Source organism: Pollutimonas bauzanensis (assembly GCF_900129885.1).
In the GTDB taxonomy this organism is placed as follows: Bacteria; Pseudomonadota; Gammaproteobacteria; order Burkholderiales; family Burkholderiaceae_B; genus Pollutimonas; species Pollutimonas bauzanensis.
The window spans coordinates 25342-38934 of the sequence record NZ_FQXE01000003.1; the positions used below are offsets into that span (position 1 = coordinate 25342).

13 protein-coding genes are annotated in these 13593 nt (G+C 61.4%); 9 read left to right on the plus strand and 4 right to left on the minus strand.

Going from position 1 to position 13593, the window contains the following annotated elements; genetic code table 11:
• Positions 1-50: 50 nt before the first annotated feature.
• The 3 genes from BUB23_RS06075 to BUB23_RS06085 form a co-directional block, all read right to left on the minus strand.
• On the minus strand, positions 51-1250 hold the full coding sequence (locus BUB23_RS06075) for an ABC transporter substrate-binding protein (protein WP_073102224.1): 1200 nt from the start codon (positions 1248-1250) through the stop codon (positions 51-53).
• Between the two features lie 245 nt (positions 1251-1495).
• Complete coding sequence (locus BUB23_RS06080; RefSeq protein WP_073102225.1) at positions 1496-2566, minus strand: glycerol dehydrogenase; 1071 nt, start codon at positions 2564-2566, stop codon at positions 1496-1498.
• Between the two features lie 9 nt (positions 2567-2575).
• Positions 2576-3277, minus strand: coding sequence for a GntR family transcriptional regulator (locus BUB23_RS06085; protein WP_073102226.1), 702 nt, complete (start codon positions 3275-3277; stop codon positions 2576-2578).
• Positions 3278-3393: 116 nt separating this feature from the next.
• On the opposite strand from BUB23_RS06085, the gene BUB23_RS06090 reads away from it, so the two are divergent.
• The 7 genes from BUB23_RS06090 to BUB23_RS06120 all read left to right on the plus strand — a co-directional run bounded on the left by BUB23_RS06090 (position 3394) and on the right by BUB23_RS06120 (position 10721).
• On the plus strand, positions 3394-4251 hold the full coding sequence (locus BUB23_RS06090) for a transketolase (RefSeq protein WP_073102227.1): 858 nt from the start codon (positions 3394-3396) through the stop codon (positions 4249-4251).
• 3 nt (positions 4252-4254) lie between these two features.
• Entirely contained in the window at positions 4255-5232 is a 978-nt protein-coding gene (locus tag BUB23_RS06095; protein WP_073102228.1) for a transketolase family protein, read from the plus strand.
• A gap of 22 nt (positions 5233-5254) precedes the next feature.
• A complete protein-coding gene (locus tag BUB23_RS06100; RefSeq protein WP_073102229.1) occupies positions 5255-6055 on the plus strand; it encodes a shikimate dehydrogenase family protein in 801 nt (266 codons plus the stop codon).
• 42 nt (positions 6056-6097) lie between these two features.
• The gene (locus tag BUB23_RS06105) at positions 6098-7693 is read left to right on the plus strand and encodes a GMC family oxidoreductase (protein WP_073102230.1); all 1596 of its coding nucleotides are present in this window, start codon (positions 6098-6100) and stop codon (positions 7691-7693) included.
• Positions 7694-7838: 145 nt separating this feature from the next.
• On the plus strand, positions 7839-8534 hold the full coding sequence (locus BUB23_RS06110) for a response regulator transcription factor (protein WP_073102651.1): 696 nt from the start codon (positions 7839-7841) through the stop codon (positions 8532-8534).
• The gene (locus BUB23_RS06115) at positions 8531-9916 is read left to right on the plus strand and encodes a sensor histidine kinase (RefSeq protein ID WP_073102231.1); all 1386 of its coding nucleotides are present in this window, start codon (positions 8531-8533) and stop codon (positions 9914-9916) included. Before BUB23_RS06110 ends, BUB23_RS06115 begins: the two co-directional genes overlap by 4 nt.
• Positions 9917-9998: 82 nt before the next feature.
• Entirely contained in the window at positions 9999-10721 is a 723-nt protein-coding gene (locus BUB23_RS06120; RefSeq protein ID WP_073102232.1) for a phosphatase PAP2 family protein, read from the plus strand.
• Here the strand turns inward: BUB23_RS06120 and BUB23_RS06125 are convergent.
• Positions 10713-11747 (minus strand): LysR family transcriptional regulator, encoded by a 1035-nt coding sequence (locus BUB23_RS06125; RefSeq protein ID WP_073102233.1) that lies wholly within the window; start codon positions 11745-11747, stop codon positions 10713-10715. The genes BUB23_RS06120 and BUB23_RS06125 overlap by 9 nt on opposite strands.
• 151 nt (positions 11748-11898) lie before the next feature.
• Between BUB23_RS06125 and BUB23_RS06130 the strand changes: the two genes are divergently transcribed.
• A complete protein-coding gene (locus tag BUB23_RS06130) occupies positions 11899-12798 on the plus strand; it encodes an HpcH/HpaI aldolase/citrate lyase family protein (RefSeq protein ID WP_073102234.1) in 900 nt (299 codons plus the stop codon).
• Positions 12795-13568, plus strand: a complete 774-nt coding sequence (locus BUB23_RS06135) for an enoyl-CoA hydratase/isomerase family protein (RefSeq protein WP_073102235.1) — start codon at positions 12795-12797, stop codon at positions 13566-13568. The genes BUB23_RS06130 and BUB23_RS06135 overlap by 4 nt, the downstream gene beginning before the upstream one ends.
• Positions 13569-13593 lie beyond the last annotated feature (25 nt).

Below are 13593 nucleotides of genomic sequence, written 5' to 3' on the forward strand. Positions count from 1 at the left end.
AAAGTCCGGGCATCGGCGGGGATGCCCGGACTTTCTGCCCGGCCTTGTGTTTATTTCTTGAAGATGGGCTGGCCCAGCGCCAGGTCTTTGGGGCCGATCGTGACCAGCTTGCCGTCCTGCCATTGCATGACGTAGAACGTCGCGGCGTCGTTCTGGCCGTCTTCGCCGAACTGGAAGCCCCAGCCATTGGCCGTCTGGCCGGCGGGCTTTTTATAGGCCAGCACCGCCTCGCGGATTTTGTCCTTGTCGGTGGATTTGGCGTTGGCCAGGATTTCGAAGAAGGCCTTGGTGCCGACATAGTTGGTCAGGCTGTGCCCGGATTGCGGGTCGCTTTTATAGGCGGCCTTGTAATCCTGCAGGAATTTGTCCAGGCCAGGCGCTCCGGCGGGGTTGATGGAGGCTTGCGGGAAGTCCAGGTCGAACACGCCATTCATGTCCGCGCCGACCGCCTTGGCGGTATCGGCCAGGGAATAGCCGCCGCCCGCGCCGATGATGACTTCAGGTTTGAAGCCCGCGGATTTGGCTTGCCTGAAGAACAGGATGGCGTCGTTCTGATAGGCGGTCTGCAGCACGACGTTGACGCCGGCCCCCTTGAGCCGCAGTATCAGGGACGACAGATCGACCGCTTTTGCGGAATAGGGCAGAACCTCGGCGACCGTGTAGCCCAGCTCCTGGGCGCGCTTTTTCTCTGTGGCCGCCACATCGGTGCCGTAAGGCCCGTCTTCGTGGATGATGCCGATCTTGATGTTTTTCGGATCCAGCCCCATGCCGGGGGCGACGGTATCGTGCAGCGCGTTGACCACCGCGACGCCGTAGAGGGCGGTATTGGGATTGCTGCGGAACAGGTATTTATAGCCCCGGGTCGTTATTTTGTGCGCGGTTGCGCCCATCTCGAAATAGGGCACGCCGGCCAGCTCCGCGACAGGCGAGGCCGCATAGGATATGCCCGAGGCATAGCTGCCGAATACGCCGATCACGCCATCGGAGAGCAGGCGTTTTGTTTCGGATACGGCCTGGGCCGGATCGACGGCGTCGGCTTTGAGGATCTGGATCTGCTCGCCATTGAGGCCGCCCGCGGCATTGATTTCGTTGATGGCGACTTCCATCCCGCGATAGCTTTCCTGGCCCAGCAGCGCCAGGGCGCCGCTGAATGGAAATAGCGCCCCGACCTTTACTGCGGCAGAGGCGGCGCCGGTCGCCAGTACGCCGCAAGCCGCGACGGCCAAAACTACTTTCCTGAGTTTGAACATGTATGCGCTCCTGTTGTTTTAGTGTGTGCTGATAAAGGCGGAATGCCGCCTTATGAGCGGTGAGTCATATATGATATATTTTAAAAAAAACCAAGTTGACCTGCTTTTTATTCTAATTGCCCGGGTTCGATTGTGAATCAGGGGTTTTCCCTAGAGGACGAAAAGAAGCTGCTTTCCGGCGCCGGGCCGCCCGAATCCAAGGCGATGCCGCGGATGAAGGGAATGGCGGGGCGGCGCCAGCGGCTTTATTGCGCGTGCCGCAGCAGTGCCGCGCTCAATGCGTCCACGGTCAGCGTGTAATCGAAATTGCCGGCATGGCGCGCGTTCAAGGTGAGCGTTGCCGCGCGCTGGATTTCTTCTTCGTTGATGGCGCTGGCGCCCAGCTCGCGCAGGCTGGCGGGCAAGCCGATTTTTTTGTACCATAGCTTGAGCCTGGCATGCATGTCGTCCTGGCGGTTTTCCAGGTCCAGTTGAACGAGCAGGCCCAAGGCCACCTGCAGGCCATGCAAGGAAGGCCCCGCGCCGGCAATGCAGGGCAGGCCGCGCGTCAAGGCGTGGGCGATGGACAGGCCGCCGCTTTCGAAGCCCAGGCCGCTCATCAGGATCATGGCTTCGACGACGCGTTCGAAGGCCGGCGTGGGCGCCCCGCTGCCGGCGGCCGCCAGCGCCTCTTCGCCTTCGCGCAGTAGGGTCTGGAAGCAACCGTCGGCAATCAGTTGCGCGGTCAGGGTCGACGAGGCGTCGAACATATTCCTGCCCTGATTGCGGAAACATTGTTCGGCTTCGAATTTTTTTGAAATCGCATCGCCCAGCCCGGCCCGGAAGAAATGGGCCGGCGCCGTGGCGATCAAGGCGGTATCGACGATCACCATCGTCGGGTTGAACAGCATGTGCTCGACGGCCAGCAGATTGTGGTTTTCATCGTAAAGCACATAGTTTTTGCTGGTGGGCGCGTCGTTCGAGGCCACGGTGGGGACGGTGATCAAGTGGCAGTGCGAGGCTTTGGATACGGCTTTGCCCGCATCGATCGCCTTGCCGCCGCCCACGGCGATGACCAGCGGCGGCGCAAGCTTGCCGGCTTGCGCGCGCAAGCGCGCAATGGCCGCCGGCGTCAGGTCGCCCTCCAGTATCAGGCTATGCAGCCGCACTTGCTGCGCCGCGCAAATGGCGGCCAGCCTTTTTCCCAGCATTTGATGGACATAGCCGTCCACGACCAGTACGGCATGGCTGCCGAACAGGGCGGCCGACGCGCCCAGGGTGTCGATCGCGCCTGGGCCCTGGATATAGCGGTTGGGGGCGCCGAAAATCTTCAGCATGGCGTTTCCTTATTGATAATGCGCCGCAGGCGCTGCCTGCTCTTGCTCGCGTTCGACCAGCCAGTCGAACATGATTTTCCCGCCCCATTGCAGGTCGTCCTGGATCGCCCGGGTGGCGGCTTCGGAGTCATGCTGGCGCAGGGCGGCCAGTACGGCTTCGTGCCGGTGCTGGCCGTCCGAGTAGTCCAGGCCGGCGGTCTTGACGTGGAAGGTCTTCAGAATGGGGCCCGTGATGATCCAAAGCGCCTGCACGGTGTTGATCAGCACGGGCATGCGGCTGGCTTCAAGAATGGCGAAATGGAATTTCCGGTTCAGGTAGCTGGCGCGCTTGGGATCGGTGGCCGTGTGGGCCACGAATTCCTTTTGCAGTTCCGTCAGGCTTTCGAGTTCTTTTTTGGTGATCTTCTTGGCGGCCTCGGCGGCGCCCATGCCTTCGAGATGGAAGCGGATCTGCTGGATTTCCCAGTATTTTTCCGAATTGACGTAAGGCACATAGACGGCCGTGGCCGCCTGGATTTCCAGCCCTTGCTCGCTGACCAGGCGGAAAATGGCCTCGCGCACCGGCGTGATGGAAACCCCCATTTCCCTGGCCAGCTCGCCGATGATCAGACGCTCGCCGGGTTCGTATTGGCCATTGATCAGCGCATCGCGGATCTCGTGATAAACCCTGATGGACAGATTTTCTTTTTTTATCGGTTTCAGGCTGGACATGTTGGAGCCGCGGCGCAGGAAGTGAAAGTGACCAGATTCTAGCTTGAGTCAGGTAATTTGCCAGAGATTATGCGCTATTATATATCATATATAATGGCCAGATAAGGAAGAAAACCATGCTGCATGAGCCATCCGCCCCCACCGCGGGGCAAATCCAGATGTTGCGGGAAAAAGCGCGTTTCATACGTTTGGAAACCATACGCCTGATAGAGATCGCCAAAGTCGGCCACTACAGCTCGGTGTTTTCCTGCGCCGAAATCTTCGCCTCCCTGTACTACGACGTCATGAACCTGCGCCAGGGCCAAGCTTCCTGGGCCGGCCGCGACCGGTTTCTGATGGGCAAGGGCCATGCGGCGGTGGGCCTGTTTCCCATCCTGGCGGATCGCGGCTTCATCCCCAGGGAACTGCTGGACGGCTATACCCGCCTGGGCAGTCCGCTGGGCGACCATCCCGATATGACCAAAGTGCCCGGCGTCGACTTCAGTTCCGGATCGATAGGCCATGCCTTGTCCAACGGCATCGGCATGGCCCTGGGCGGCAGGATGCAAAAGCTGGCGTTCAACGTGTTCGTCATGCTGGGCGACGGCGAGATGCAGGAAGGCCAGGTATGGGAAGCGGCGCTGTTTGCCGCCCACAATAAATTATCCAGGGTGGTGGCGATCATAGACCGCAACGGCTACCAATTGGATGGCAAGGTCGATGATGTGATGGGGGTCGAGTCCCTGCGGGATAAATGGGCCGCCTTCGGCTGGGAGGTCCATGAGGTCGACGGCCACAATCTGCATGACTTGACCTGGCTGCTGCGCCGCCTCAAGGCTGACGCGGCCCGAAGCAAGCCGGCCTGCGTCATTGCCAAGACGGTCAAGGGCAAGGGCGTGTCTTTCATGGAAACCGAGCCGGGCTGGCATCTGGGCTACCTGGCGCCCAGCGACGCCAGGGTCGCCATCGAAGAAATCATGTCGCGGGAGATCTGAACAATGACACAAGCCTTTTCCCCTGATTCCTGGCAGTATCGCGCTTTGAACAGCGTCAACCCGGGTCTGGATTTCCTGTCGGACGCGCTGATAGAGCTGACGCAGGCGGGGCACCCCGTGGTTGCCGGTTCGGCGGATTTGCAATACTCCAACGGGCTGAACCGCTACGCGGCGGCCTATCCCGACCGCTATATCCAGTTCGGCATTTCCGAGCAGAACATGGTATCGGCGGCGGCCGGCCTGGCCACCACCGGCTGCATGCCTTTCGTGGCGACCTTCGCTTCTTTCCTGGGCCTGCTGTGCTGCGAGCAGATCCGCATGGATATCGCCTATACCAGGCTGCCGGTGCGGCTGATAGGCCATCATACGGGCATCAGCCTGGGCTTTTACGGCACATCGCATCATGCGACGGAGGACATCTCGACCACGCGTGCGATTGCCGGCCTGACCGTCGTCTCGCCGGCCGACGGCCACCAGCTGGCCAGCGCCATCAAGGCTTCGGTGGACTGGCCGGAGCCGATTTATTTCCGCATTGGCCGCGGGCGCGATCCGGATGTCTACGAAAAAGGCCATCGCTTCGAGTTCGGCAAAGCCATCGTGCATTCCAAAGGCAGCGACCTGACGATCATCTGCTGCGGCATGACGGTCGAGCCGGCGCTGAACGCGGCGCGGCAACTGCTCGAAGAAGGGTATTCCGTCGGCGTCATCGACATGCCCACCATCAAGCCCCTGGATCGCGCCGCGGTGCTGGAGGCCGCCAGGTCGACGCTCGTCATGACGGCCGAAGAACATAATGTCATGGGCGGCCTGGGTTCGGCGGTGGCGGAAGTGCTGGCCGACGCGGGCGCCGCAACCCGCTTGTACCGCCACGGCATCTACGATGAATACAGCCTGATCGCTCCGCCGACCGCGCTGTATGCGCATTACCGCCTGGACGCGGCCGGCATCAGGCAGGTGGCGCTGGAACAGATGAAGCGATAAATCATAAAGGGAAGCGTAGGAAATGAAAGAAATCACGGGTGCCACAAAGCTGTTCGGGATACTGGCCGACCCCATCCATCATGTGAAGACCCCGCAGCGGATGAACGAGCATTTCGCCAGGATAGGCTACGACGGCGTATTGGTGCCCCTGCATGTGCGCGCCGATGAACTTGCCTCGACGCTGGCGGGCCTGCGCAATCTGCGGAACCTGGGCGGGCTGATCGTTACGGTGCCGCACAAGACGGCGGTCATGGACCTGTGCGACGAGGCGTCCGATGTGGCGCGCAAGATAGGCGCGGCCAACGTGCTGCGCCGCGAGCCCGACGGCAGGCTGACGGCGCACATGCTCGATGGCGAGGGCTTCGTGCGCGGGCTGCGCTCCACCGGCAATGAACTGGCGGGCAAGACGGCGTATCTGGCGGGCGCTGGCGGGGCGGCCAACGCGATCGGCTTTGCGCTGGTGCAGGCCGGCGTGGCCAGCCTGACGATCGCCAACCGGACGGCGGCCAAGGCCGAAGACCTCAAGGCGCGGATACTCGACTTGTTCCCGCAGGCGCGGATTCATATCGGCACGCCGGACCCTTCCGGGCACGAGGTGGTCGTCAATGCCACTTCGCTGGGCATGAAAGAAGGGGACCCTTTGCCCATGGATGTATCCAGGCTGGAGGCGACGCAACTGGTGTGCGAAGTGATCATGCAGCCCGAGAATACGGCATTGCTGCAGGCGGCACGGCAGCGCGGCTGCAAGGTGCAGTATGGCGCGCCCATGCTGGCCTGCCAGATTGAATTGATGGCCGAATTCCTGGGCGTTGGCGCGAAATAGCCGCCGCCGGCGGCAAGGCACACAGAGATTCCGGATGGTGCGATGACAAACTATGACTTCATTATCGCCGGCGGCGGCACGGCCGGTTGCATACTGGCCAACAGGTTGACCGAAAATGGCAAATACCGGGTCCTGATGATAGAGGCGGGCGACGAGCGCCAGAACATGTGGATTTCGATTCCCGCCGGCTTCAGCAAGCTGCTGACCAATCCCCGGTTCAACTGGCGCTTCCAGACCGAAGCGGATGACAACCTTTATGGGCGCACCATATCCGTGCCGCGCGGCAAGGGCGTGGGCGGCTCGTCCTTGATCAATGGCATGATTTATGTGCGCGGCCAGCCGCAGGATTACGACGCTTGGGAAGCCGGCGGCGCGCAAGGCTGGGGGTTCAGGGATATCGAGAAATACTTCCGCAAAATAGAGAACTACGCCCTGGGCGATGCCAGCCGCGGAAAAAACGGCCCCATGTACCTGGAGCAGGTGGGCGAGCGTTTTCCGGTGTCCGACGCATTCATGGCCGCGGCGGCCGAGGACGGCCAGCCCTTGAACCCGGACTACAACGGCAAAGAGCAGGAAGGCTTCGGCTACTACCAGGTCCTGCAGAAAGGCGGCAGGCGCTGGAGCGTCGTGGACGGCTACCTTGCGCCGGCGCGGCGCCGCTCCAACTTGACGGTCGAAACGCGCGCCCATATTACAAGACTGCTTTTCGAAGGCAAGCGCTGCGCCGGGCTGGTTTATCGCAAGAACGGCCGGGAGTTCACCGTCAGGGCGGGCAGGGAAACCATTCTGTGCATGGGCGCCATCCAGTCGCCGCAAGTCCTGGAGCTGTCCGGCGTCGGCAGGCCGGAGGTTCTGCGGCCGCTAGGCATTCCAGTCCTGCACGCTCGCGCCAATGTCGGGGAAAACTATATCGATCATTTCGCCACGCGCATGAACTGGCGGGTCAAGAATGCCGTCACGCTCAACGAGATGTCGCGCGGCTGGCGCCTGGCCAGGCAGGTGGCCAGCTACTATGCGGCGCACAAAGGCATTCTGACCCTGGGCACGGGCCTGGTGCATGGCTTTGTCAAGACTTCGCCCAGCCTGCCGGCCCCGGACGTGCAGTATTTCTTCGTCCATGCCAGCTATGCGAATGCCGCCGAGCGCATCCTGGACAAGCAGCCCGGCATGACGATAGGCGTGGCGCAGCTGCGCCCGGAATCGACCGGAACCATACATATCAAATCCGGCGACCCCTATGCGGGGCCGGCCATATGCCCCCACTTTCTGCGGGCGCGGGTCGACCAGGAGTGTCTGGTCAGGGGCATGCAGATCGCCCGCCGCATTGTCGGCCAGCCCAGCATGCAGCGCTACGTGGACTACGAGATGAGCCCCGGCGAGGATACCGGCTCTTTTGATGAATGGCTGGACTTCGCCCGCAGGAACGGCCAGACCATTTATCACCCCATAGGCACCTGCCGCATGGGCGCCGATGAGGACGCGGTGACGGACCTGCGCCTGCGGGTCCAGGGCATCGACGGGCTGCGCATCGTGGACGCCTCGGTAATGCCCAGGATGGTTTCCGGCAATACCCAGGGGGCGGTGATGATGGTGGCGGAAAAGGGGGCGGACATGATACTGGAGGATGCGGCGGCTTGAGAGCTATGTCGCCCCCGCAATCTGGGTTATGCTTTTGATGAGATTGGCATTCCATGCAATGATATTCAAACAGGCCGCCGACCGGCGCTTGTCGTATGATGGCCTGGCGCTATGCCGCCTTACGAATATGAAGGAGCCGTCCTGCATGGCCGCCGCGCCAGCCAGAATTCTGATTGTCGAAAATGACCTTACGATCGCCGAGAATCTGTACGCCTTTTTGGAGCTGAAGGGCTTTCTGCCCGACGCGGCATACGGCGGCCATGCCGCCGTAGCCTTGCTCGGCGATCAGCACTTCGATGCCATGGTTCTCGACATCGGGCTTCCCGGCATGGACGGCTACGCCGTCCTGCAGGCGCTGCAGCGCCGCAAGCAGACGATACCCGTACTCATGCTCACTGCCCGCAGCCAATTGGAGGATAAACTCGCCGCGTTTTCCCTGGGCGCGCAGGATTATCTGGTCAAGCCTTTTGCGCTGGAGGAACTCGAGGCGCGTCTGCGCGTGCTGCTGGGCCGCGCGCGCGGCGCGTCGAAGGATGAGACCTTGGAATTCGCGGGAATCGAGTACGACATCGGCTCGGCAAGCGTCACGCTGTACGGACAGCCGCTGCATTTGACGCACAAATCGCGCGCCATTCTGGAGGTGTTCATGCGGCATCCGGCGGAGCTGGTATCCCGGCGCACGCTGGAGCTGGCCCTGTGGGCGGATGGCTCTCCTTCTCCCGAGGCCTTGCGCAGCCAGATCCATTTGCTCAGAAAAGCGCTGCTGCAAAGAAACTTCGATGGCATCCAGACTGTGCCCGGCCTGGGCTGGAAACTGGTCGCTTCCGCGCGGCAGCCATGAACCAGTCCGGCCATATTCCACCGGGACCTTCCGTGCGCGGCAGGCGATCGCTGACGGAGCGCGTCACCTGGGCGCTGACCGGATTGGTCGCCGTTTTCGCCATATTGCTTTGCACGGTGGCCTACCTGACCTTCGATCATATGGAAGACGAATTGGTCAATTCGATACTCGCCACCGAGGCGACGGACTTGCTGGCCGGCATCGAAGAGGGACGGGACTTTGTCGGGACCAACCATGAGACTGATTTAGGCCCTCTGATGCAATCCTGGCTCATAACGAACGACCAGGAACGCCGCAGTCTGCCGGCCGCGCTGCAGACACTGCCGCGGGGCATGCATTTGCTGGAGCCGGACGGGATGACATGGCATGTCCTGGTGGCGGAATCCGTCCGCGGCCCTCTTTATATCCTGTATGACGCGACGGGAAACGAACGGCGCGTGGTGGCGTTTGGCTTGATCGTCCTGGCGCTGGGAATGCTGAGCGTGGCCGCTGCGTATGCTCTCGCCCGGTGGCTGGCGAAACTTGCGGTGGGCCCCATGGTGGACCTAGCCGATCGCCTGTCCAGTTGGGCGCCCGGCGCGCCCGACCTCCAGGTCCGGCGCGACGATGAGGCCGGCCGCCTCATCGAGGCCTTCAATCGCGTACAGGCGAAGGTCGAGGAATCCATGGCCTTCGAAAGGGAGTTCGCCTCTAACCTGTCGCACGAAATCCGGACGGCGCTTGCCGCCTTGCGCACCGATGCCGAGATGCTATCGCTTCAGGCGCAGTTGCCGGACGGTGCAAAAAGGCGGGTGGATCGCATGCAGCTCCACGTCGATGCCATCCAGACCAGCATTGCCGCCGCGGAAAACCTGGCCCATCGTTCGGAGATGAGCGTAAAGGAGGTCGGGCTGCGCCAGTGCCTGGACGAGGCCTGGATGGGCGTCGAAATGGAGGCGCAACGCCGCGGCTTGTCTTTGGTCAATAACGTTCCCGGCGAAGTGGTCGCCGTATTGGACCCCTACGCTTTGCTGATGGTGGCGCGAAACTTGATTCGCAATGCAATCGAACATGCCGCGCCGGCCACCTTGACCGTCGCGCTGCGCGGCGCAAACGCCATCTCGTTCCGGGACAACGGCCCGGGCATTCCAGCGGAGGTATTGCCGCTGATTTTTCAGCGCTACTACAGCGCAGGCCGGCGGGACACGGGAAGCGACGCGCCCGACGCCCGCCAGGAGGATCGCCGGCGCGGCCTGGGCCTGGCCATCGCCAAACAGATCTGCGATCACCATGGCTGGGGGCTGGCCGTGGAATCGGACCGGCGGGGGCCGGATCGGGGCGCGGAGTTCATCCTCTCCTTGGGTTCGATCGAAGCTAAGCCGACACCAGGACGGGAAATTTAACGCGGATTTCACGGGCGCCTGGTTATCCTGCGGACGATGCCTGACCATAGTCGTCCCCTTCCTCCGCCATGAAAACCGCAAGATGAATCGCAATCGCTACTTGCTGCTGCACGTCATCGCGCCGGTCGCTGTCTTCGCCTTGTTGGCCTGGCTGGCGCACCGGTCGGCCCTCGATTTCCAGATCGCCGCGGCGGTATATGATCCGGCCACTCGCCATTTTCCGTGGCGCGGCCACTATTGGCTGGAGGTGCTGGGGCACAAGGCGGTGCTGGCCTTGCCCATCGGCATGGCCGTGGCGGCGCTGGCGGCCGTCCTGGCGAGCTATCGCGTGGACCGGCTCAGGCCCTGGCGCGGCGCTCTGTGCGCGATGCTGCTGACTTGCCTTGTGGGCCAGGTCACCATCGCGCAAATGCAGGAGCTTACCGCTCTTCCCCGTCCCCACGAATTGCTGCGCTATGGCGGGGAACGCCTCTTGCCGGAGGGGTTCTGGGCCTCATCGCTCGCGCTCGCGGGGGGCGCCATGCCCAGCGGCCATGCCGGCGCCGGCTATTCGCTGTTGGTGCTTTATTTCGCGGGCTGGGCGCGCGGCATTCCCGCATTGCGCTGGAGCGGCCTGGCCGTGGGGCTGCTGGCCGGCGGGCTGTTTTCCGCCGTGCGCATGCTGCAAGGCATGCATTTCCTCAGCCAGACGCTGGCTTCGGCGGCCGTGATGTGGGCGCTCGCCAGCCTTATCTTCCTGCCGCTTATCTGCAGCCGAAGGCAGCCTTTGCCCGGTTCGCTCGACGCCGCATTGGGCCTACGGTAAGCCACCACAAACGCGGCTGCCCATTCGCGCATCACGCATGGCGCTCTCCAAGTATCGTTCGACATTGAGATGGACATCCGCGTCCTTACGATCTCGCCAAATACCCGAGTCAAACAGCAGGCTTCGGGTGACTGCGACAATCCCGTCCATGACGCTCTTCTCCATTGCTCCCAGGTTGCGATGAATGGCGAGGGCGAACTGGACCCTGTATACGAAAGACGTGTCGACCAGATGCCGGACATGTAGTTGTCCGTCGCACACTTCGTCGATGATCGCCCCTATGGGCACTACGGTCGCCAGGGACTTTCGAAGCAAAAGGCGCCTGATCAGGGAGAGGGATTGGACTTGGTGCCGTACATCCAATGCCACCCCATGCCGTTTGGCCGTTTCGGTAAGCAGACGGCCGACGCCTTCTTCGTCGGAAAGCGTGCTCAAGAACAGGGGGAATTTTGCGACTTCCAGGATGCTCACAGGTTCGGCATGCCGGAGGCGCCCAAACAATCCGGGCAGGCCAACCAGGCAAAACGGTTCATGTCCTAGCAGCCAAGTGCGCATCGCTCGGTCATCGTCATCGATGCCGTAGGTGACGGCACAGTCTATGCGCTCTTCGAGCAATAGGCCGCGCAGACGGCTCATGAAGGCTTCGATAATGATGACGTCCAGATTCGGGGCGGTTTGGCGCATATGGCGCAGCAAATGTTCACCGATCAGGTTGCTTATCCCCGGCGTGAGCCCCAAGACGATACGCCCAGGCTTGTTGGTCTGGAACCGCCGTATCTTTTCTCGGCTTTCCGCAATGGTCGCGGCAATCTGAGCCGCTTCCGCGGAAAAGACCAAGCCGGCGGCGGTCGGGGTGCACTTGCGGGAATTGCGGTCAAACAGCCGCAAGCCCAGATCTTCTTCCAAGGCGGCGACTGACTGGCTGATCGCCGGTTGAGCCACGCCCAGCGCCCTGGCCGCTGCTGAAAAGGATCCGTAACGTGCCACTGCGCTGAAGTGTTGGAGCTGAACGAGTGTAAAAGCCATAACCCCCGCCTATCGCATGTATAAGAAAAACTTTTAGATACTTGCTTAGCATGAAGTCCTTGGCCATCTGTACGCAAGGCGAAAAACAGGCCTGGATGGTTTCAGCTATCAACCAATTGTATTGCTAACACGGCGCATGCGAGCCTCCAATATGACAATTCCCATTCGTTCATTCTTGTTCGTTCCTGGCGATAGCCAGCGCAAGCTTGCCAAGGCGGACGACACCTCGGCGGACGCACTGATTCTTGATCTGGAAGATTCTGTTTCGGCGTCCAATGCACCGCTTGCGCGCCGCATGGTCAGAGAGTATCTGGACTCCCGTCAGCCTGGGGCCCGGACCAAGCAAGTATGGGTGCGTTGCAATCCTGTCCATGATGCTGGCGCGCTTGCCGACCTCGCTGCGATTGTCGCCGGCAATCCCGACGGCATCCTGGTGCCGAAAGTCCGTTCAGGTAGTGATCTGCTGGCGCTCGACCACTATCTATCGGCTTTAGAGGCACAGGCGGGTATCGCCTGCGGGACTATCCGCGTTCTTCCCACGCTGACCGAGACCGCGCGCTCGATCCTGGAGGCCCATACGTTCATAGGAGTCACTTCAAGGCTGGCGGGCTTTTCCTGGGGGCCGATCGACCTGATGGCTGCGCTGGGGGCAAGCACCAATCGCTGCGCCGATGGCTCTTTTGAGAGCTTGTATGCTTATGCGCGCGGCGTCTGCCTTCTGACTTCGAGCGCAGCCGAGGTGAGTCCCATCGACACCATCTGCGCCGACTTTCGCAATCTCGGCATATTGCGCGAGGAATGTGTCTTTGCCCGCCAGGCGGGATTCACCGGCAAGCTGGCCATACACCCGGATCAAGTGGACCTCATCAACGAGTTGTTTAGCCCCTCCGCCGAAGAAATCGAGCACGCGCGACGCGTCGTAAAAAGCTTCGAAGAGGGGGGAGTGGGCGTCGTCGGATTGGACGGGCAAATGCTTGACATGCCTCATTTGCGCCAGGCGCAGACGATACTCATGCGTTCCAATGATTATGCGCAGCGAGGAAGAACATGACTGTGGATGTGGAAGTTGAAGACGGGATCTGCACCATCACGATCAATCGTCCAGAAAAGCATAACGCGATGGACGGAGAACACTACTCTCTGTTGTCACAGGCCTGGATGCGTGTCCGGGATGATCCTGAGATACTCGCCGCCATTATCACGGGCGCGGGCGAAAAGACCTTTTCTGCCGGTGCCGATTTAAAGAACCTCGAGTCTGTGTTCAGTGGCACTTCGGATATGTTTCTCACTCAAAAGGATCAGCTTCTGAATCGGGGCCTGGAAGTCTGGAAACCGGTCATCGCTGCGGTCAACGGCAACTGCTTTGCCGGGGGCATAACACTCATGTTTGCAACCGATATCCGCGTATCGGTGGATACGGCAACGTTCGCCATTACCGAGGTCAAACGGGGCTTGCTGGCTGCTAACGGCGGCACGCAGCGGCCGCTACGCCAATTGCCATATGCCATCGCCATGGAAATGCTATTGACCGGCGACGCTATATCGGCCGCGGAGGCTTATCGGTGGGGCCTGGTAAATGCCGTGGTGCCGAGGGAGCAGTTGATGCAAAAGGCGCGCGACTATGCATACCGGATTATCCGCAACGGTCCTCTGGCGGTGCAAGCCACAAAAGAGCTTGCAATAAGAAGCCTCGATGTGGATATGGCCACCGGCCTCAGGATGGAGCAGGCCATGATACGCCACTTGCTTACAACCGAGGACGTCAAAGAAGGGCGGCGCGCTTTTGCCGAGAAGCGTAATCCGGTCTTCAAGGGCGTATGAGCCATATGCCGCTGCCGGACTGTGA

What these genes read in the sequence shown, in the direction of transcription:
- BUB23_RS06075 (WP_073102224.1), bottom strand. Translation starts at nt 1,250, where the DNA reads ATGTTCAAACTCAGGAAAGTAGTTTTGGCCGTCGCGGCTTGCGGCGTA.
- BUB23_RS06080 (WP_073102225.1), bottom strand. Translation starts at nt 2,566, where the DNA reads ATGCTGAAGATTTTCGGCGCCCCCAACCGCTATATCCAGGGCCCAGGC.
- BUB23_RS06085 (WP_073102226.1), bottom strand. Translation starts at nt 3,277, where the DNA reads ATGTCCAGCCTGAAACCGATAAAAAAAGAAAATCTGTCCATCAGGGTT.
- BUB23_RS06090 (WP_073102227.1), top strand. Translation starts at nt 3,394, where the DNA reads ATGCTGCATGAGCCATCCGCCCCCACCGCGGGGCAAATCCAGATGTTG.
- BUB23_RS06095 (WP_073102228.1), top strand. Translation starts at nt 4,255, where the DNA reads ATGACACAAGCCTTTTCCCCTGATTCCTGGCAGTATCGCGCTTTGAAC.
- BUB23_RS06100 (WP_073102229.1), top strand. Translation starts at nt 5,255, where the DNA reads ATGAAAGAAATCACGGGTGCCACAAAGCTGTTCGGGATACTGGCCGAC.
- BUB23_RS06105 (WP_073102230.1), top strand. Translation starts at nt 6,098, where the DNA reads ATGACAAACTATGACTTCATTATCGCCGGCGGCGGCACGGCCGGTTGC.
- BUB23_RS06110 (WP_073102651.1), top strand. Translation starts at nt 7,839, where the DNA reads ATGGCCGCCGCGCCAGCCAGAATTCTGATTGTCGAAAATGACCTTACG.
- BUB23_RS06115 (WP_073102231.1), top strand. Translation starts at nt 8,531, where the DNA reads ATGAACCAGTCCGGCCATATTCCACCGGGACCTTCCGTGCGCGGCAGG.
- BUB23_RS06120 (WP_073102232.1), top strand. Translation starts at nt 9,999, where the DNA reads ATGAATCGCAATCGCTACTTGCTGCTGCACGTCATCGCGCCGGTCGCT.
- BUB23_RS06125 (WP_073102233.1), bottom strand. Translation starts at nt 11,747, where the DNA reads ATGGCTTTTACACTCGTTCAGCTCCAACACTTCAGCGCAGTGGCACGT.
- BUB23_RS06130 (WP_073102234.1), top strand. Translation starts at nt 11,899, where the DNA reads ATGACAATTCCCATTCGTTCATTCTTGTTCGTTCCTGGCGATAGCCAG.
- BUB23_RS06135 (WP_073102235.1), top strand. Translation starts at nt 12,795, where the DNA reads ATGACTGTGGATGTGGAAGTTGAAGACGGGATCTGCACCATCACGATC.